Genomic DNA, 18,444 nt, shown 5'->3' with positions numbered 1-18,444 from the left:
ACGCGATGACCACGATCGATGAGGGTGCCTCCCCGGTGGGAGAGCCCGCAGGCGATGTCACCGGGCTTCAGCGCACGCTCACCTCGCTGGAGGTCCACAAGAGGCGCCGGTTCGGCATCCTCATCGGTGGCGCGCTGCTCTGCCTCTTCGTCGTCTTCTTCCTGATCGACGTCGCCACGAATCCGCGGTTCGGCTGGCCGGTCGTGGGCGCGTACCTCTTCGATCCGCAGGTGCTGCAGGGCATGCTGCTGACCCTCATCCTGACGGTCGTCTCGATGACGGCAGGCATCATCCTCGGTGTGGTCCTCGCCATCATGCGGGTCTCGGGCAACCCCGTGTTCGCGGGGGTGAGCGGTGTCTACGTCTGGTTCTTCCGAGGCACCCCGCTGCTGGTTCAGCTCATCTTCTGGTACAACATCGCAGCCCTCTACCCGGTCATCGCCTTTGGCCTGCCGTTCGGCGGCCCGAGCATCGTCCTGGGGTCGGCCAACGTCCTGATCACCCCGCTCGGCGCGGCCCTGCTGGGGCTGTCCTTGAACGAGGCGGCGTATATGGCCGAGATCATCCGCAGTGGCATCTCGTCGGTCGACGAGGGCCAGCTCGATGCGGGACGAGCGCTCGGCATGACCCGATCGAAGCTGCTGCGCCGTGTGGTGCTGCCGCAGGCGATGCGGGTGGTCATCCCACCCACGGGCAACCAGGTGATCTCGATGCTGAAGGGCACGTCGCTCGTCAGCGTGCTCGCGATCTCCGATCTGCTCTACGCGGTGCAGTCCATCTACTCCCTCAACTACGAGGTGATCCCGCTGCTTCTCGTCTCATGCATCTGGTATCTGATGCTGACCACCGTGCTCAGCATCGTGCAGTCCCGGCTCGAGGAGCGGTACGGGCGAGGCTTCACCCCGCGGCGGGTCGTGCGGGTCAAGAAGACGAAGGAGCCGGTCGCATGACGCGCAACATGGTCGAGATCCGCGGGGTGCGCAAGGCCTTCGGCCACAACACCGTGCTCAAGGACGTCTCGCTGCAGATCCCCACGGGGTCGGTGACGTGCCTGATCGGCCCCAGCGGGTCGGGCAAGACCACCCTGCTGCGTTGCGTGAACCGGCTCGAGACCGTGGACGCGGGCATCATCCTCGTCGACGGCGAGCTCGTCGGGGCCACGCGCCACCGGGGGCGGCTGCTCGAGGCCAAGGAGTCCGCGATCGCGAAGACGAGGCGTCACACCGGAATGGTGTTCCAGCGGTTCAACCTCTTCCCGCACCGCACCGCGCTCGAGAACGTGATCGAGGGGCCGACCCAGGTGCTGGGGCGTCCGCGCGCTGATGTCGTGAACGAGGCGATGGTGCTCCTCGAGCGGGTCGGTCTGGCCGACAAGGCGGCGTCGTACCCGCAGGAGCTCTCGGGCGGACAGCAGCAGCGCATCGCGATCGCCAGGGCGCTCGCGATGAAGCCGAAGCTGATGCTCTTCGACGAACCGACCTCGGCACTCGACCCCGAACTGGTCGGAGAGGTCCTCGCCGTCATGCGCGACCTCGCCGATGAGGGCATGACGATGATGGTCGTCACTCACGAGCTCGGCTTCGCCCGAGAAGTCAGCGATCAGGTCGTCTTCATGGCCGACGGGGTCGTCGTAGAGAGCGGAGCCCCCGACGAGGTCCTCGCTCGACCGCAGCACGAGCGCACCCAGGCGTTCCTCTCCCGAATCCTGCACTGACCCACACCTCACAGGAGCACGACGTGCACAACATCCACAGCATCGAAGACCTCAGGAACCGCGCCCGCCGACGGCTGCCGGCCATGGTGTTCGACTTCATCGAAGGCGGGGCTCTGGACGAGCTCACCCTTCGACGCAATCGTGAGGCACTCGACGCCCACCTGCTCACCCAGCGGGTGCTCGTCGACACCTCGCAGCGCCACGCGACGACCAGCATCCTCGGAACCCGGCTCGACCTTCCCCTGGTCGTGTCCCCCATGGGGCTCCTGACGGTGTGCCACCCCGACGCCGACGTGGCCATCGCGCGGGCAGCCGCGACCGCAGGAAGTGTCTTCGTGCACAGTCCGTGGTCCGGCTGCTCGCTCGAAGAGGTGACCGATGCCGCGCCGGGGCGCGTGTGGGCTCAGATCGCCTTCTGGAACGATGCCGCAGAGACGAGACGTCACATCGATCGTGCCCAGGCGCTGGGAATCGACACGCTCGTGGTCGCCGGAGACGTGGCCGTGTCGAGCAAGCGCGACCGCGACCTCAGGCATGGGACGGGGATGCCGCCACGGCCGCCCCTGCGCGACGTCGTCGACACGGCGCTCCACCCCGGCTGGGTCGTGCGCTGGCTGCTCGGGCGTTCCATGACGTGGGGCAACTACCGCATCGACGGGAGGACCATCCGCATGCGCGAGATGGAGGCGTGGATGGAGCGCAACGAGAACCAGACGGCGACGTGGGACGACATCGCCCGACTGCGCAGCAGCTGGACGGGGAACATCGTCGTCAAGGGCGTCATGACACCCGAGGACTCGCGCCTCGCGATCGAGCACGGAGCAGACGGGGTCTTCGTCTCGAACCACGGCGGTCGACAGTTCGACAGCCAGCAGGCCACGATCGAGGCACTCCCGGGGGTCGTCGACGCGGTCGACGGACGGGCGGCGGTGATCGTCGACGGCGGCGTGCGACGAGGATCCGACATCGCGAAGGCGCTGTCCCTCGGGGCCGACGCCGCCGCGGCCGGTCGCCCGTTCGCGCTCGGATTGGCGGCGGCGGGCCAGGCCGGGGTCGATCGCGCGTTCGAGGTGCTCCATGACGAGCTCCTGACGGTCATGGGCTTCCTCGGTGTGACGCGCGTCGACGAGATGCCCTGCACCCTCGTGGATTCGACGGGGCTGCGTCTCGAGGCCGCGGTCGCAGCGATCGAGGCCGCCCAGTGAGCACCGCCGCAGCGGCCGCGGCGTTCGGCGCGGGGGAACCGGCGCCGGAAGGGGTGCGATCATGAGCGCGGCGACGCCTGTCGACGCGCGCACACGCATCGACCCGGACACGAGCGACGACGACCTCGTCAGGGCGACCAGAGCGGGCGACAGCCGCGCCTACGGGGTGCTGTGGGATCGTCATTCGCCCGCAGCGTTGCGAGCAGCCCGCTCGATCACGAGCTCGATCGACCCCGACGATCTGGTCAGCGAGGCGTTCGCGAAGACCTTCAGCGCCATCCGCAACGGCGGGGGGCCGACCGAGGCGTTCCGCCCGTATCTCTTCGCCGCCGTACGCAGCGCGGCCGCCACGTGGGGAGGGAAGCAGAAGGATCTGGCCCTCGACTACATCGATGAGCTCCCGGTCGACGACGCGGAAGACTCCCTCGATCTCCTCTCCGACCGGGCGCTGCTGACCGCGGCGTTCAAGGACCTCCCCGAGCGGTGGCGCACGCTGCTGTGGTACCTCGAGGTCGAGGGCATGAAGCCCCGCGAGATCGCGCCGCTCATGGGGATGACCCCGAACGCCGTCTCCGTGCTCGCGACACGAGCCCGCGAGGGATTCAAGGTCGCCTGGCTGCATGCGCACATCAAGGAGCCCGGGCGCGATGCCGAATGCCGCTGGACTTGCGAGCGCATCGTCGCGCAGGGCCGCAAGCGACACGTCGCGCGTGCGGATCGCGCACGGTTCGAGTCGCATCTCGAGAGCTGCCGTCGGTGCACGATGGCGAGCGCGGAGGTCGCCCAGGCGTCATCGAAGCTGCGCGCCGTGCTGTTGCCGGCGATCATCGGCGGCCCCGCCGCCGCGGCATACTCGGCGGCATCCCCGGCGCCCGCCTCGGCCGCGGTCGTCGCCGGAGCCCTGCCCAGGGGCGCCATGCCATGGCTCGTCGTGGGGGGCACGGTCGTCGTCGTGACGGTCGCGGCCGCGATCGTCGCGGTCGCCGCTCAACTCGCGCCGACCGAGACCCCGGCAGCCGACGGAGCCCCCGCGCTCGTCATCGAGTCGCCCGCACCGATCTCGACACCCGTCTCGCAGGAGGCGCCGGTCGTGCCCACGGTCCCGGTCATTCCTCCCGCTCCGCCTGCGACCGAGCCGGACGCGCAGACGCTCCCGGACTCGCCGGCGGAGCCCGCGCCGGACTCGGTCGTCGAGCCTGCACCGTCTCCGCAGATCGATGAGGAGACGACTCCGCTCGAACCACGTTCGCGTCCGCAGGTGCGTCCCCCGGCGGCCCCGCCCGTCGTCGAGCCGATCCACGAGGTGCCGGTGACGATCTCCTGGATCATCCCGCCCGGATCGACAGATATCCCTCCCATCACCGGATCCGGTACCCCCGGTGCGCAGATCGCGATCATCGACGAGGGGGGTCTCGTCGTCGCGACCGCGATCGTGGACGAGGCGGGCACGTTCTCGGTCGTGCCCGACGCCGACGCGCTGCACCAGGACATGTCCGTCTCCGTGCGTCACACGGCGCCGGACACCGGGGAGGTCACCGTCAGCGACCCGATCGGGCCGATCGGCTTCGACACCCCGGTGCTCGCCGATCATTCGAATGGGTTCCTTGCCCGCACGGATGTCGACGGTGACGGCGAGCATGACGATCTCGCGCTCGTCGTGCAGGGCATCGTCGGCGCGACCGTCTCCCTCTCCTTCGACGGTGGGCCGGCCTCAACGGTGCTGCTGTCCGACGCGTCCACGGTCGCCACACTCCTCGATGTTCCACCAGGATTCCGGAAGGTCACGGTGCGATACGTCGACCCCGTGACCGGAGCCCTCGGGGTGGCCGAGGTCGACCGCATCCTCGTCTCTCCATGAGCTGCGGGGTCGCTCCGCCGTGACCCCGCAGCCCGCGCCAGATGAGAAGCTTGAACGATGAGCACTCCCCGCGATTCCGATCCGGTCGCCCCGCCGAGCGACGCTCCTCTGACGGATCTCGAGGTGCGGCGGCTGCGCGAGGACTTCCCGATCCTGCAGGTCGAGGTCAACGGGCATCCACTCTCGTACCTCGATTCCGGCGCCACATCGCAGCGTCCGTTCGCGGTGCTCGATGCCGAACGCCAGTTCGCGACGACGCTCAACGCGGCGGTGCACCGCGGGGCGCACACGCTCGCCGCAGAGGCCACAGAGGTCTTCGAGGACGCCCGTGCCACCGTCGCCCGGTTCATCGGCGCCGACGAGGGCGAGATCGTCTGGACCTCGAATGCCACAGAGGCGTTGAACCTCGTCGCCTACTCGATCTCCAACGCATCGCTCGGACGAGGCGGAGCGGATGCCGAGCGCCTGCGTCTGCGCGAGGGCGACGAGATCGTCACCACCGAGATGGAGCACCACGCCAACCTCATCCCGTGGCAGGAGCTCGCGGCGCGCACCGGGGCGACCTTGCGGGTGATCCCGCTCGACGACGACGGTGCGCTGCGTCTCGACGCCGCTGCCGAGCTCATCACCGCGCGCACCAAGCTCGTCGCGTTCACCCACGTGTCCAACGTGCTCGGCGTGATCAACCCCGTCGAGCAGCTCGTCGCCCTGGCACGCGCCGTCGGCGCCTTCGTCGTGCTCGACGCCTGCCAGTCGGCTCCCCATCTGCCGCTCGACGTCCGGGCTCTCGATGTCGACTTCGCGGTGCTCTCCGGGCACAAGATGCTCGGGCCCACCGGCATCGGTGCACTCTACGGCCGCCGCGAGCTGCTCGAGGCCATGCCGCCGTTCCTCACCGGCGGCTCGATGATCACCACCGTCACCACGACGGGGGCGTCGTACCTGCCACCGCCGCAGCGATTCGAAGCCGGCACCCAACGGGTGTCGCAGGCGATCGCGCTCGCCGCCGCCGTCGACTACCTGACGGCGGTGGGGATGCCGCGCATCGCCGCGCACGAGGCGGCCTTCGGGGCGCGTCTCGTCGCAGGGCTGAGCGCCATCGACGGCGTCCGCGTGCTCGGCGCCGGCATCGACCTGCCGCGCGTGGGGCTCGCGAGCTTCGACGTCGACGGCATCCACTCGCACGACCTCGGCCAGTTCCTCGACGACCGCGGCATCGCCGTGCGCGTCGGGCACCACTGCGCACAGCCGCTGCACCGACGCCTCGGCGTCACCTCGTCGACCAGGGCGAGCACATATCTGTACACGACCGATGACGAGATCGACGCCGTGCTCGACGGTGTTCAGGGTGCCATCGACTTCTTCCGGAGGGGCGCATGAGCGACCTGCAGAACCTGTACCAGGAACTCATCCTCGACCACTCCCGCACCCCGCACGGGTTCGGGCTCCGCGGAGAGATCGCGGCGCAATCGCATCAGGTGAATCCGACCTGCGGCGACGAGGTCACCCTGCAGGTGCATCGCGCCGGCGACGGCAGCATCGAGGCGATCGCGTGGGAGGGCCACGGCTGCGCCATCTCACAGGCATCCGCGTCGCTTCTCGCCGAGCTCGCCGAGGGGCTGACGGTCGAGGATCTCGAGGTGCGGATCGCGGCGTTCCGCGAGGCCATGCGCTCGCGAGGCAAGATCGAGCCGGACGAAGAGCTGCTCGGCGACGTCGCAGCCCTGGGTGGAGTCTCGAAGTACGTGGCCCGCGTGAAGTGCGCGATGCTCGCCTGGGTCGCCGTGGAGGACGCGCTGCATAAGGCATGAGCGCGAGGCATGGGTCCTGCGCGGTGAGGTGCAGGATGGAACCATGCCGCTTCTTCTGACTCCTCTGCCTGCGGACCGTTTCGACGACTGGCTCGCGACCACTCGCGTGCGACTGATCGCGCTCAGGCGGGATTCGGGGATGTTCGTCGGCGAAGACGCTGCGGACCGCGTCGATGAGTTCGTCGACGAGCTGCTCGCGGAGGGCCACGAGACGCCGACGTCGCTGATCCTGGAGATCGAGGACGACGGAGTCGCTCTGGGCACGGCCTGGCTGGCCGCGAACAACGGCGTGCTGTTCCTCGTGGATCTCGCTTTCGCCGTCAGCCCGAGCGACGCGCAGCGCGGCCGACTGCTCGAGGAACTGCGGACTCTCGCCCGCACACAGCAGGTCACGCGGATCAGCATGGGCGTCTACGCGTCCGACGGTGAGAGCCGCGCGTTCGTCGAGAGCGGCGGATTCGAGGTCGCCTCGATCCAGATGCTCCTCGAACCGCTCGCGTCGCGCGAGGGGCGCTCGCGTGTGGTCGTGAGCCCGATGACAGCGGAGCGCTTCACGAGCTTCGCCGTGGCATCCGAAGCCGCCTTCGCCGCGGATCTCGCCGCATCAGGCCGATACTCGGAGGAGGATGCGGCGGTCGAGTCGCACCGACAGATGCAGCTCGAGCTCCCGGACGGCGTCGCGTCGGAGGGGCAGGAGCTGTTCGTCGCCGAGGTCGACGGCGATGAGGTCGGGGTGCTCTGGATCGGTGTCCGATCTCGTGCCGGACGCCCGCACGCCTTCATCCTCGACATCGAGATCGCCGAGCGGCATCGCCGCAGGGGTTTCGGGCGCGACGTCATGCATGCGGCCGAGCGGGAGGCCCGTCGGCTCGGCGCGGATTCGATCGGCCTGCATGTCTTCGGCTTCAACACCGGCGCCATCCGGCTCTACGAGAGTCTGGGGTATCGCCGGGTCGAGGAGCGCTTCCTCCTCACCGTCTGATCGTGCGACTCGCAGCGTCACGGAGGGAATAGCCTCGTCGCTCAGGCGTTGCCCCGAGCATGACAACTCTCGGAATCATCGGTGCAGGACACATCGGCAGCCAGGTCGCGCGCGTCGCGGTCGCGAACGGCTACGACGTGGTGATCGCCAACTCGCGCGGCCCGGAGACACTGGCAGGTCTCGTCGACGAACTCGGCCCGCGGGCGAAGGCGGCGACGGCCGCGGAGGCCGCTGCGGCGGGTGATGTCGCCGTCGTCACGGTGCCGCTCGGCAAGATCGACGCTCTCCCCGTGGAGGAGCTCGCCGGCAAGATCGTGCTCGACACGAACAACTACTACTTCGAGCGCGACGGTCACATCGACGCCCTCGACAAGGGGGAGACGACGACCTCGGAGCTTCTGCAGCAGCAGCTGCCGACGTCGCGGATCGCCAAGGCCTTCAACCACATCTACGCGGCCGACATCACGACTGACGGCACCCCGGCCGGAACCGAGGGGCGCCGCGCGCTGGCGACCGCGGGCGACGACGCCGAGGCCGTCGATTTCGTCACGCGCTTCTATGACGAGGCCGGCTTCGACACGGTCAACGTCGGCCCGCTCAGCGAGTCCTGGCGCGTCGAGCGTGATCGTCCCGCCTACGTCGTGAAGCAGACCGCGGAGGAGCTCACGGCGAACCTCGCCATCGCGAACCGCCTGCCCTAACCGCCTGCCCTGAGCGCAGACGGACAGGGCGCGGATGCTGCGGCATCCGCGCCCTGTTCTGTTTCGTCCGCGCGTGAGTGGTGCGCAGACGACATAAATCTCCCGTTGGGATACCAAAACTTGTCGATCCGCTCTCCGGGTGGGACAATCGCGGTATGGCGGGGGTGGGGACTGCCGGCGAACTCGAGTCGGTGAGGGTGACGCGCATTCTGCGTGATGACATCATCCTCGGGCGTCGTGTGCCCGGATCCCGGCTGGTCGAACGCGATATCGCGGCGGAGCTCAACGTGTCGCGGCTGCCCGTGCGCGAGGCGATCCGCACGTTGGTCGGCGAGGGAGTGGTCGTCGCGAGGCCGCGCACCTGGGCCGTCGTGCGCGAGTTCACGCACCGTGACATCCAGGACTTCGGCGAGGTGCGCGAGGCGATCGAGACCCTGATCTTCGTCTTCGCCGCCGAACGTCACGACGATGCGGGGATCGCACGGCTGCAGGCGGCGTACGAGCGTGAACTCGCGGCGTCGAAGGCGGGAGATGTCGAGGCGGCGCGGATCGCAGCGGGGGAGTTCCACGAGATCTCGGCCGAGCTCGCGGGCAACGAGATGCTCGGCGAGCTGATCGGCGTGTTCGTCACGCGCCTTCGGTGGCTCTTCGGGCAGCACGATGACCTTCTCGCCATGGCGGATGAGCATCGGGTGATCCTCGAGGCGGTCGTCGCGCGCGATGTCGAGACTCTTCGGTGGCTGATACCCCGCCACCTCGCGAGCGGTCAGGCGGCGGCCGAGCGGCGTCTCGCCGCGCCCACGTACTCGATCTGAGCATCCCTGCATTGAGGAATACCTCGACGCGGGGTACTGTTATGACGAGAGAGATACCCCAGGGGGGTATCAAACCCCGTCAGGAACAGTCGAGAGGGAACGCACAGATGAGCACCACCACCTACTCCGTCACCGGTATGACCTGCGGGCACTGCGAGGGCTCGGTCCGCAGCGAGGTCGCGAAGCTCGACGGTGTGACCGGCATCGAGGTCAGCGCCGCGTCGGGCAGCCTGGTCGTGACATCGGCCACAGAGATCGATGACGCCGCCGTACTCGCCGCCGTCGACGAGGCCGGCTACAGCGCCGTCCGCGCCTGAGGGGCGACCATGTCAGCCGAAGCGGTGTCGTACGACCTCGAGATCGAGGGCATGACCTGCGCGTCGTGCGCCTCGCGCATCGAGCAGCGACTCAACCGCATGGAGGGTGTGGCTGCGACCGTCAACTACGCGACGGAGAAGGCCCACGTCGAGGTCGCGCCCGGCATCGCCGTCGACGACCTCATCTCGGAGGTCGTCCGTACCGGATACGCAGCGGCACTCCCGCGCGAGGACGAAGCGCCCGACGTCGATCCCGCCTACCGCCGCCTGCGGCTGCGGCTGATCGTCGCGGCCGTGCTCGCGGTTCCGGTGATCGTGCTCGCGATGGCGGAGCCGCTGCAGCTCGCGGGGTGGCAGTGGGTGTCGCTCGCCCTCGCCACGCCGGTCGTCACTTGGGCGGCCTGGCCGTTCCACCGGGCGGCGGTGCTCAACGCGCGCCACAGGGCCGTCACGATGGACACGCTCATCTCGGTCGGTGTCGGAGCGGCCTATCTGTGGTCGCTGTATGCACTGTTCTTCGGCACCGCGGGCATGTGGGGGATGACCCATCCGTTCCGATTCACGATCGAACGCGGCGACGGCCTCGGCAGCATCTACCTCGAGGTGGCCGCGGGCGTGACGATGTTCCTCCTGCTCGGCCGGTTCCTCGAGCAGCGCTCGAAGCGTCGTGCCGGAGCGGCTCTCCGCGCTCTGGGCGAGCTCGGCGCCAAGGACGTCTCGGTGCTGCGCGACGGGCGCGAAGAGCGGATGCCACTCGAGCGGCTCGCAGTGGGGGAGCTGTTCGTCGTCCGACCCGGCGAGAAGATCGCGACCGACGGCATCGTGCGAGAGGGGTCGTCAGCGGTCGACGCCTCGATGCTCACCGGTGAATCGGTCCCGGTCGAGGTGCGAGCGGGGGATTCGGTCACCGGCGCCACCGTGAACGTGGGCGGACGCCTGGTCGTCGCGGCGACACGGGTCGGTGTCGACACCCAGCTCGCTCGCATGGCACGCCTCGTCGAAGAGGCCCAGTCGGGCAAGGCCGAGGCCCAGCGTCTGGCCGACCGGCTCTCGGCGGTGTTCGTGCCGATCGTGTTCGCCATCTCGGCCCTCACCCTGGTGGTGTGGCTGCTGGTCGGCGGCGGTGCGGCCGCCGCGTTCACCGCAGCCGTGGCGGTCCTGATCATCGCGTGCCCCTGCGCCCTCGGTCTGGCGACGCCGATGGCACTGCTCGTCGGCACCGGTCGAGGTGCCCAGCTCGGTGTGCTCATCAAGGGACCGGAGGTGCTCGAGTCGACCAGACGCGTCGACACGATCGTGCTCGACAAGACCGGCACGGTCACCACGGGGCGGATGACACTCGTGGACATCATCGTCGCGGACGGGGAGGACTTCTCCGACGTTCTCCGCTACGCGGCCGCGGTCGAAGAGGCATCCGAGCATCCCATCGCGCAGGCGATCGTGCGGGGCGCCACCGAGCGCATCGGCGACCTGCCCGCCGTCGCGGACTTCCGCAACCTTCCGGGCCGTGGTGTGACCGGCATCGTGGATTCGCGGGCGGTGATCGCCGGTCGCCCCTCGCTCCTGGAGGACTGGGCGCTGCGCCTCGACGGGGAGCTCGCATCAGCCTTCGACAGCGCGGAGGCGAACGCGCGCACTGCCGTGGTGGTGGCGTGGGACGGCCGCGTGCGCGGTGTCCTCGTGGTCGCGGATCAGGTGAAGCCGACCAGTGCCGACGCGATCGCCGCGCTGCGGGAACTCGGGCTTCGCCCGGTGCTGCTCACCGGCGACAACGAGCGCGCGGCGCGGAGCATCGCCGGCGTGGTGGGCATCGACGAGGTGCGCGCAGGAGTCCTTCCCGAGGGCAAGGTCGAGGTGATCACCGCTCTGCAGGAACGCGGTGCCGTGGTCGCCATGGTCGGCGACGGCGTCAACGACGCGGCGGCCCTCGCACAGTCCGATCTCGGGATCGCGATGGGCACCGGAACCGACGCCGCGATCGAGGCATCCGACCTCACGCTCGTGCGGGACGACCTCTGGGGGGCGGTCGACGCGATCCGCCTGGCGCGGCGCACGCTCGGCACGATCCGCGGCAACCTCTTCTGGGCGCTCGCCTACAACGTCGCGGCGATCCCGCTCGCGGCGCTGGGTCTGCTGAACCCCATGCTCGCCGGCGCGGCGATGGCGTTCTCGAGCGTGTTCGTCGTTCTCAACAGTCTCCGGCTTCGTCGTTTCCGGAGCGCGGCGGGCGAGATGGTGCGCTAGAAAGGCCCCTTTCGCGGGGATATATTGAGCCTACGGAATCGTTCCGGATAATCGTCTTGTTCTGGGGAGCGATATGAGGGCTGTCGCTGTCGTCACCGGGGGGCTGCTGCTGATCGGCGGAACGGTGCTCGTCGTGGTCGCCGACCAGCAACGCGTCGACTCCCTCGACGAGGCACGAGCAGCCGTCACTCGGGCCGAGGAGAACCTCGACGCGACCCGCGACGCCAACTACCTGCTCGCCGAGAAGCTGACCGCTCTGCGCGCGACCATCGCCGAGCAGGAGACCGAGCTCTCCGACACGACAGGCTTCCTGCGATGAGGCGACAGTCGTGATCCGGAGGGTGTTCTCGGTCAGTGTGGTCGCGGCCGTGCTCCTCGCCTCGGGTGTGGTGGGGCGTGCCGCGGCTCTCGACGAAGACAGAGCGGCCGCGATCGCCGAGCTGCAGAGCCTGTCGCAGTCGACCCGTTCGGCCCAGATGCGCACCGATCACCTCGAGGGAGCGATCGACATCGCGGAGAAGGAGACGGACGATCGTGCGGCGGTGCTCGCGGTGCGTCCTGCCTTCGTCGACGAGATCGACGCGCTGAAGGCCGCGATCGCGGCCGCCGAGGGCAAGGTCGACACCGCCGCGCATCGGGCTGCGGCTCTGTCGGCCCAGCAGACCGTGCTCGACGAGCGGAAGAACCCGGCCACCGTGATCGCGGCGACCGCCACCGTCCATGCGCTCATCGACAAGGTCGGCGACGACGTGACCACCTGGGAGGCGGCGCAGTACGCCGCGCCCGCGGGGCCGGCCTGGTCATCGAGCGGACCCGACGGATACGCGAGAGTGCGTGCCGCTCTCGACGCGGTCGGCGGCACCGGCGTGGGGCTCTACGAATCAGCCTCGTGCGCAGGGGGATCCGCTCCCGCCTGCGCGAACAGCAACGGGTACATCAAATACCGGGCCGACATCGTGGACTGGAGTCCCGAGCGGCTGAGATGGGCGATGGCGCACGAGCTCGCCCACATCTACCAGTTCCGCGTCTGGGGAGCCCTCACGTCGTCGGGCACGTACGGCTCGCTCTTCGGCGGCGACCCCGAGTTCCTCGCCAACTGCATGGCCGTGGTCAGAGGGTTCCCCGGTGCGGTCGGATGCGACGGCGATCAGCAGGCGTGGGCGTCGGCGATCTGGGTCGGGTCGGTGAAGTGAGTCAGCGGGCCGGGGTCGTGGTGTCGATCGCCTCACGCAGGGGACGACGCATCACGCGCCAGTAGCCCGCGGGCGCGAGCCGCACCAGCACGTCGACCAGTCGTGCCTCCCTGCCGACCATCGTGCGAGCCCGTCGTCGTTCGGTCGCACGAACGATGAGGGCGGCGGCATCCACCGGCTCGGTGTGGTACATCGCCGCCTGCGCGGCTGCCGCCCTCGCCGCCACGGCGGGATCGATCGCCGCGGCATACCGTCCGTGCAGGATGATGCCCGTACGCACACCGGCCGGGTAGACGGCGCCGACCGTGACCGACGTGCCCTCGAGCTCGTGCCTGAGCGCCTCCGAGAAACCTCTCACCGCGTACTTGGTCAGCGCGTAGGGGATTCGCCCCGCAGGAGCCGCCAGGGCGTACACGCTCGCGAGGTGGGTGACGTGAGCGGCGGGCGCGGCGCGCAGCGCGGGCAGGAGTGCCTTCGTGATCGAGACGGTGCCCCACAGGTTCACGTCGGTCAACCAGCGCATCTCCTCCATCGTCAGCTGCTCGAGAGTGCCGAGCATCGACGAGCCGGCACAGGTGATCAGCGCGTTGATGCGCGGATGCGACGCGATGATCTCTCGAGCGGTCGCGAACACGGCCTCATCGTCGCGGAGGTCGACGACGTGCATGGTGACCGTGGCACCGGCGAGCTCTGTCACCAGCATCCCGAGCGCCTCGGCGTTGTGATCGATCAGCGCGAGGTGCACACCGTCCGCGGCGAGGATCCGGGCGATCTCGGCGCCCATTCCGCTCGCGGCTCCCGTGATGACCGTGGTGCTTCCGGTGAGGGTGAGACTCGTCATTGCACTCCTCCTGGCGGCGACCGGGAGTGCCGCAGGTGATCGAGCAGGTCTGTGCGACCCGATTCCGATCCATTCTGGCCCACTGCATCGGGGAGCGATACCGGTACGCTCGAAGAGAGGAGGTAGCGGTGGGACGAACTGCGGATGCCATCGCCGAAGGCGTTGCGATCGCGACCGCTGCCGCGCGCCTCGCCGTGAAGAATCACATCCTCATCGGCACGATCGCCGAGAACGGCGTGTTCGACACCGACAAGTACGTCGCCGATGCGCGCGAAGCGCTGCGGGCCATGGCCGAGGAGTCCGAAGAGGTCGAGCGCAATCTGACGGAGCTGCGCAAGCGCGCTCGCGGTCGCCATTCCGATCCCTCGGGCACACACGACTACCGTGACCGCGACGTGCGCAACCTCCGACGCCGGGCCAAGCAGTCGCGCGGCGTCGCGACGAAGCTGCGCGAGACGATGGAGAACGAGGCCGCGTTGCGTGCCATCGTCGAGGAGGCCCGAGAGGGCGCCTGGGCCGACGTGCGCCACAACCTCGATCGTCGGCTCCGCGTCGAGGGTATGCGTCCCGACCAGGACCCCGATTACGATCGCATGCGCGAGGCCCGGATGCAGGCTCTGCGGCTCGTCGACCTGCAGGCTCTGTCGTCCCTGCAGCGTGCGAAGGCGAAGCGGAAGAAGAAGCAGAAGGCCGCCGAACACGACGAGTGACCTGCTCGATTCGCATTCGAGTGGTGACTGTTATAGGCTGTTCCACGGCCCGCTGAGCGGTCCAGGAGCGCCCGTAGCTCAATGGATAGAGCATCTGACTACGGATCAGAAGGTTAGGGGTTCGAGTCCCTTCGGGCGCACATCAGCTGAAACCCCCGTCGCGAAAGCGGCGGGGGTTTTGCGTTGCCCTCCGGGCTTCTGCGTCGTCACGGGTCGATAGGCTCCTGCTCATGACGCTTCCCGAGAAGACCCAGGGCAACGGCGCGTGGCATGTGATCGCACTCGTCTGCGGCCTGCTCCCGTTCGTGGTGCTCTTCGCGTTCGCGAACGGCATTCCGGGGTACCTGGTGGTGATCGCGATCGCCGTCGCCGCCGTGCTCATCGGACACGCCTCTGCATCTCGCCGCGGCGAGTTCCGCGCCGCCGCCATCGTCGGGCTGGTGCTCGCCTATCTCGGTCTGCTCCTCGCGGTCGGACTCCTGCTCGTGCGTCTGATGCGTCTGATCGTCGCAGGCTGAACCGGATCATCCCGCTGTCGCTGGGCGCTGGGCGCCGGGCGGGAGGGGGTCAGTCCCTGCGCCACATCTCGCCGAGGGTGGACGTACGGGGAAGCAGGCGAGGCTCGAGCGTCACGCTGCGTGACGGGGCGCCCGGGTTGGCGATGCGCTCGAGCAGCAGGTCTGCGGCGACGGCGCCCATCTCCTCGCCGGGCTGGCTCACCGTGCTGATCGGGATGGCGCTCTCGGATGCGAAGTGGTTGTTGTCGTAGCCGGTGATGGCGATGTCGCCGGGTACCGAGAAGCCCGGCACCTCGTTGAGGATCTGGATGAGGCCGATCGCGACGAGGTCGGATGCCGCGACGATCGCATCATATGTTCCCGCACCGCGCGCCAGGATCTGCCGCCCGGCATCCCGGCCGTGACGGATGTTCACTCCTCGGGTCTCGAGGATGTCGATCGACGCGTCGGGATGCGCGGCCGTCGCCTGCTCCGCGCCCTCCCAGCGCTGGTTCACCGCCGTGAGGAATCGGGGCCCGCCGACGAACAGCAGTCGCCGTCGACCGAGGGTGATCAGATGAGAGGCTGCCAGCGCGCCGCCGTGTCGTTCGTCCACGATGACCCCGGGATACGCGAGCGAGGGGGACTCGAAGTTCGCCAGCACTGTCGGTGTCGTGCGGTTCGCCGGATGCGGGGACTTCGCGAGGGCGGTGTCGAGAGGGGCGAGGATGATGCCGGCGACGCGTGAGCGATCGAGCAGCTCGAGATTGTGGACCTCGCGGTCGGGATCGACGTCGGAGTTGACGATCAGGACGTCCATCTTGTGGCGGCGCAGCGCACGCTCGGCGCCGCGGGCGATGTCGACGAAGAACGAGTTGCCGAGGTCTGCGAGCACCAGGCCGACCGAGGTGCTGTTGCCCGCAGCCAGAGACCGCGCGGCATCGTTGCGCACGAAGCCGAGTTCAGCGATGGAGGAGAGCACCTTGCGCCGCGTGGCTTCGCGCACCTTCTCGGGGTTGTTGAGAGTGTTCGAGACCGTGCCGAGCGCGACACCTGCGTGGGCCGCGACGTCCGCCATGCTGGGCTTCGATCGCCCGGAGGGGGGAGTGTCGGTCACGTCTTCCTCCTCGGCATCCTCGCCATGACCTGGCTCTTCAACTCTAGAGCATGTCGAGTCATGAAGCGCTTCATTTCTGATTCGTAACGGTCTTGACATGCCCTTTTTTCGTATGGCATGGTGTGAATGAAGCGCTTCAAAAGAGGCGTCGCTCTTCAAGGAGGAACAGTGACCACAGCAACGAGGCGCGCCCGTCGCCTTGCCCCCGCAATCGCGCTCATCGGTGTCGGTGCATTCGCGCTCTCGGCCTGCTCAGGAGGTTCGGGATCCACGGAGTCCGGTGCCGGAGACGGCGAATTCACCTACCTCGGTCAGACCGAGAACACGACGATCATCAACACGCTCGAAAGTCTCGCAGGCGACCAGTGCAAGGCGGCGGACAAGGCCGCGCCGCTGACGTCCGACGACATCTCGGGCACCCAGTGGGACCAGCAGCTGCAGCTGCTCGCCAGCCAGGACGGCCTCTCCGACATGCAGATGGCCGCCGGCACCCCGGCGCTCATGTCGGAGTTCATCGACGGCGGCAAGGTGCTCGACCTCTCGAAGGCGCTCGACGACCTCGGCGTCTCCGACCGACTCGTGCCCGCAGCCGAATCCACGGTGAAGGCCCTCTACGGCGACGGTGCGCTCTACGCGCTGCCGACCGAGTTCAACATCGAGGGGTTCTGGTACAACAAGGCGCTCCTCGACGACAACGGCGTCGACGTGCCCGAGACGTGGGACGACCTCGTCGACGCCGCCTCCACACTGAAGGATGCCGGTGTGCAGCCGTTCGCGACGGCCGGCAAGGACGGCTGGCCCGTCACGCGCCTGGTCGGCGACTACATCTTCCGCACGCTCGGCGCCGACGCCCTGCAGAAGGTCGCCGACGGCGACGCCAAGCTCACCGACCCCGAGTACGTCGCGGCCGCCGACGCCGTCGCCGAACTCGGCAAGGACGGATACTTCGGCGACGCGGTCGGCTCGATCGACTACAACGCCTCGATGAACCTCTTCCTCACGGGCAAGGCCGCTTTCTTCTACATGGGAAGCTGGGCGCTCGCGAACTTCAACGACGAGGCGCAGAACCAGATCGGAGCCGACAACATCGGCTTCGCCCGGTTCCCCGACGTCGAGGGAGGCAAGGGCAGCATCGACGAGATCCCGGCGAACGTCGGCATCCCGGTGATGTTCGCCGAGAAGAACTACGACGATGACTCGGCCGCGTGGCTGAAGTGCATCGCTGAAGGATACGGTGACACCGCGCTGAACGAGAGCGGCGTGGTCTCGGGCTTCGTCGTCGACAACCCGCCGGCAGATCTTCCCGAGACGACCCGGATCGTGCAGGAGGAGATCGCGAACGCACCCTCGAGCGTCCTGTGGTTCGAAGCGCTCTTCACGCCCAAGGCCACCGGCATCAGCCAGAACAACGGTGCGGGCCTCGCCAACGGCAGCCTGTCCGGCGAAGAGTTCATGAAGCTCGTCCAGGCAGCCAACGACGAAGGCTGACCACTCCCGGGGCGGGCGATCGCTCGCCCCGGGATCGCTCTGGTCGCATCAGGAGATCCACCATGCACAAAGTCCTCGGTGACAAGCGCGCCATCTTCGTCCTCCTCGGACCCGCGCTGCTCGTCTACTCGCTCGTCATGCTCGTCCCGATCGTGTGGTCGCTGTTCTACACGGTGCAGGACGGCAACCCCATCACCGGCTTCACATTCAACGGCTTCGACAACTTCATCAAGTTCTTCCAGGACCCCGCCGCGTGGGACGCGATCCTCTTCACGTTGAGGTACGCGCTCATCCTCACCGCGCTGCAGGTGATCGTGGGGTACCTGCTCTCCCTGATGTACGTCTTCTGGCTCCGCAAGGGGTCGGGCCTCATCCGCACGATCGTGTTCTTCCCCGTCGTGCTGCCCACGGTGGCGGTGGCGCTGCTGTTCCAGCGCCTGTTCGAGGCGGCACCGACCGTCGGACCGGTGAACTCGTTCCTCGGCATCCTCGGCGTGCAGAACCTCGACTGGTTCGGCACACCCGATGCCTCCTTCTGGGTCATCATCGCGATGGACCTCTGGCGGTCCATGGGCTTCTACGCCGTGCTGCTGTACGCGGGCCTCGTCGACATCCCCGACGAGCTCATCGAGTCGGCACGCATCGACGGAGCATCCGGATGGAAGCTCATCCGCACCATCGTCCTGCCGCTGTCGCTCCCGGTGCTGCTGTCGTCGATCATCTTCAGCATCAACGGCACTCTCAAGGTGTTCGACACCGTCGTGGCGTTGACCAACGGCGGGCCCGGCAATGCCACCACGCCGCTGACCCTGTACATGTTCCGGACCTCGTTCGCCTACGGCGACTACGGATACGGCAGCACGATCGCGCTGATGCTCACGATCCTGTGCCTGCTGTTCACGGTCTTCATCTTCCGCTCCACCCGCCGCGACCTGACGAAGGATTGAACCA

At 68.4% G+C, this 18,444-nt stretch carries 19 protein-coding genes and 1 tRNA gene; 18 read left to right on the top strand and 2 right to left on the bottom strand.

The genetic code is table 11. The features are described from left to right. Positions 1-5: 5 nt before the first annotated feature. From ACTJKH_RS15955 to ACTJKH_RS15895, 13 genes are all read left to right on the top strand, one after another. Complete coding sequence (locus ACTJKH_RS15955) at positions 6-950, top strand: amino acid ABC transporter permease (protein ID WP_440737725.1); 945 nt, start codon at positions 6-8, stop codon at positions 948-950. Next, positions 947-1,714 (top strand): amino acid ABC transporter ATP-binding protein, encoded by a 768-nt coding sequence (locus ACTJKH_RS15950; protein ID WP_440737724.1) that lies wholly within the window; start codon positions 947-949, stop codon positions 1,712-1,714. Before ACTJKH_RS15955 ends, ACTJKH_RS15950 begins: the two co-directional genes overlap by 4 nt. Before the next feature lie 23 nt (positions 1,715-1,737). Next, a complete protein-coding gene (locus ACTJKH_RS15945; protein WP_440737723.1) occupies positions 1,738-2,919 on the top strand; it encodes an alpha-hydroxy acid oxidase in 1,182 nt (393 codons plus the stop codon). 61 nt (positions 2,920-2,980) lie between these two features. Next, positions 2,981-4,777 (top strand): sigma-70 family RNA polymerase sigma factor, encoded by a 1,797-nt coding sequence (locus tag ACTJKH_RS15940; protein WP_440737722.1) that lies wholly within the window; start codon positions 2,981-2,983, stop codon positions 4,775-4,777. 57 nt (positions 4,778-4,834) lie between these two features. Next, entirely contained in the window at positions 4,835-6,157 is a 1,323-nt protein-coding gene (locus tag ACTJKH_RS15935) for a cysteine desulfurase (RefSeq protein ID WP_440737721.1), read from the top strand. After that, a complete protein-coding gene (gene sufU / locus ACTJKH_RS15930; protein ID WP_440737720.1) occupies positions 6,154-6,588 on the top strand; it encodes a Fe-S cluster assembly sulfur transfer protein SufU in 435 nt (144 codons plus the stop codon). Before ACTJKH_RS15935 ends, sufU begins: the two co-directional genes overlap by 4 nt. Before the next feature lie 43 nt (positions 6,589-6,631). Further along, positions 6,632-7,570: a GNAT family N-acetyltransferase gene (locus ACTJKH_RS15925; RefSeq protein WP_440737719.1), complete on the top strand. Its 939-nt coding sequence runs from the start codon at positions 6,632-6,634 to the stop codon at positions 7,568-7,570. Between the two features lie 59 nt (positions 7,571-7,629). Continuing rightward, complete coding sequence (locus ACTJKH_RS15920; RefSeq protein WP_440737718.1) at positions 7,630-8,271, top strand: NADPH-dependent F420 reductase; 642 nt, start codon at positions 7,630-7,632, stop codon at positions 8,269-8,271. 197 nt (positions 8,272-8,468) lie between these two features. Continuing rightward, positions 8,469-9,086, top strand: coding sequence for a GntR family transcriptional regulator (locus ACTJKH_RS15915; protein ID WP_440737717.1), 618 nt, complete (start codon positions 8,469-8,471; stop codon positions 9,084-9,086). Between the two features lie 107 nt (positions 9,087-9,193). Beyond that, complete coding sequence (locus tag ACTJKH_RS15910) at positions 9,194-9,403, top strand: heavy-metal-associated domain-containing protein (RefSeq protein WP_259160379.1); 210 nt, start codon at positions 9,194-9,196, stop codon at positions 9,401-9,403. A 9-nt stretch (positions 9,404-9,412) separates the two neighbouring features. Continuing rightward, positions 9,413-11,647, top strand: coding sequence for a heavy metal translocating P-type ATPase (locus ACTJKH_RS15905; RefSeq protein ID WP_440737716.1), 2,235 nt, complete (start codon positions 9,413-9,415; stop codon positions 11,645-11,647). Between the two features lie 73 nt (positions 11,648-11,720). After that, the gene (locus tag ACTJKH_RS15900) at positions 11,721-11,966 is read left to right on the top strand and encodes a hypothetical protein (RefSeq protein WP_440737715.1); all 246 of its coding nucleotides are present in this window, start codon (positions 11,721-11,723) and stop codon (positions 11,964-11,966) included. 10 nt (positions 11,967-11,976) lie between these two features. Further along, positions 11,977-12,840: a hypothetical protein gene (locus ACTJKH_RS15895; protein WP_440737714.1), complete on the top strand. Its 864-nt coding sequence runs from the start codon at positions 11,977-11,979 to the stop codon at positions 12,838-12,840. A 1-nt stretch (position 12,841) separates the two neighbouring features. On the opposite strand, the gene ACTJKH_RS15890 is transcribed toward ACTJKH_RS15895, so the two are convergent. Then, a complete protein-coding gene (locus ACTJKH_RS15890) occupies positions 12,842-13,681 on the bottom strand; it encodes an SDR family NAD(P)-dependent oxidoreductase (RefSeq protein ID WP_440737713.1) in 840 nt (279 codons plus the stop codon). A 128-nt stretch (positions 13,682-13,809) separates the two neighbouring features. Between ACTJKH_RS15890 and ACTJKH_RS15885 the strand changes: the two genes are divergently transcribed. The 3 genes from ACTJKH_RS15885 (at position 13,810) to ACTJKH_RS15875 (ending at position 14,909) form a co-directional block, all read left to right on the top strand. Next, positions 13,810-14,391 (top strand): asparagine synthase, encoded by a 582-nt coding sequence (locus ACTJKH_RS15885; protein WP_210097050.1) that lies wholly within the window; start codon positions 13,810-13,812, stop codon positions 14,389-14,391. A gap of 67 nt (positions 14,392-14,458) precedes the next feature. Further along, positions 14,459-14,531, top strand: a tRNA-Arg gene (locus tag ACTJKH_RS15880). Positions 14,532-14,621: 90 nt separating this feature from the next. Beyond that, on the top strand, positions 14,622-14,909 hold the full coding sequence (locus ACTJKH_RS15875) for a hypothetical protein (RefSeq protein WP_440737712.1): 288 nt from the start codon (positions 14,622-14,624) through the stop codon (positions 14,907-14,909). Between the two features lie 49 nt (positions 14,910-14,958). Here the strand turns inward: ACTJKH_RS15875 and ACTJKH_RS15870 are convergent, their stop codons facing one another. Further along, positions 14,959-16,005, bottom strand: coding sequence for a LacI family DNA-binding transcriptional regulator (locus ACTJKH_RS15870; RefSeq protein ID WP_440737711.1), 1,047 nt, complete (start codon positions 16,003-16,005; stop codon positions 14,959-14,961). Between the two features lie 168 nt (positions 16,006-16,173). Between ACTJKH_RS15870 and ACTJKH_RS15865 the strand changes: the two genes are divergently transcribed. Beyond that, positions 16,174-17,493 (top strand): ABC transporter substrate-binding protein, encoded by a 1,320-nt coding sequence (locus tag ACTJKH_RS15865; RefSeq protein WP_440737710.1) that lies wholly within the window; start codon positions 16,174-16,176, stop codon positions 17,491-17,493. A gap of 62 nt (positions 17,494-17,555) precedes the next feature. Beyond that, on the top strand, positions 17,556-18,440 hold the full coding sequence (locus tag ACTJKH_RS15860; RefSeq protein WP_210097052.1) for a carbohydrate ABC transporter permease: 885 nt from the start codon (positions 17,556-17,558) through the stop codon (positions 18,438-18,440). Positions 18,441-18,444 lie beyond the last annotated feature (4 nt).

The organism is Microbacterium sp. 22215 (assembly GCF_052045655.1).
Taxonomy (GTDB): Bacteria; Actinomycetota; Actinomycetes; order Actinomycetales; family Microbacteriaceae; genus Microbacterium; species Microbacterium phyllosphaerae.
Note: the sequence above shows the minus strand (reverse complement) of the source record. Positions and strands in the feature narration are given on the sequence as shown.

Excerpts from the sequence above, each read along its gene's own strand:
- ACTJKH_RS15955 (WP_440737725.1), top strand. The coding sequence starts at position 6 with ATGACCACGATCGATGAGGGTGCCTCCCCGGTGGGAGAGCCCGCAGGC.
- ACTJKH_RS15950 (WP_440737724.1), top strand. The coding sequence starts at position 947 with ATGACGCGCAACATGGTCGAGATCCGCGGGGTGCGCAAGGCCTTCGGC.
- ACTJKH_RS15940 (WP_440737722.1), top strand. The coding sequence starts at position 2,981 with ATGAGCGCGGCGACGCCTGTCGACGCGCGCACACGCATCGACCCGGAC.
- ACTJKH_RS15935 (WP_440737721.1), top strand. The coding sequence starts at position 4,835 with ATGAGCACTCCCCGCGATTCCGATCCGGTCGCCCCGCCGAGCGACGCT.
- sufU (WP_440737720.1), top strand. The coding sequence starts at position 6,154 with ATGAGCGACCTGCAGAACCTGTACCAGGAACTCATCCTCGACCACTCC.
- ACTJKH_RS15925 (WP_440737719.1), top strand. The coding sequence starts at position 6,632 with ATGCCGCTTCTTCTGACTCCTCTGCCTGCGGACCGTTTCGACGACTGG.
- ACTJKH_RS15920 (WP_440737718.1), top strand. The coding sequence starts at position 7,630 with ATGACAACTCTCGGAATCATCGGTGCAGGACACATCGGCAGCCAGGTC.
- ACTJKH_RS15910 (WP_259160379.1), top strand. The coding sequence starts at position 9,194 with ATGAGCACCACCACCTACTCCGTCACCGGTATGACCTGCGGGCACTGC.
- ACTJKH_RS15905 (WP_440737716.1), top strand. The coding sequence starts at position 9,413 with ATGTCAGCCGAAGCGGTGTCGTACGACCTCGAGATCGAGGGCATGACC.
- ACTJKH_RS15900 (WP_440737715.1), top strand. The coding sequence starts at position 11,721 with ATGAGGGCTGTCGCTGTCGTCACCGGGGGGCTGCTGCTGATCGGCGGA.
- ACTJKH_RS15890 (WP_440737713.1), bottom strand. The coding sequence starts at position 13,681 with ATGACGAGTCTCACCCTCACCGGAAGCACCACGGTCATCACGGGAGCC.
- ACTJKH_RS15875 (WP_440737712.1), top strand. The coding sequence starts at position 14,622 with ATGACGCTTCCCGAGAAGACCCAGGGCAACGGCGCGTGGCATGTGATC.
- ACTJKH_RS15860 (WP_210097052.1), top strand. The coding sequence starts at position 17,556 with ATGCACAAAGTCCTCGGTGACAAGCGCGCCATCTTCGTCCTCCTCGGA.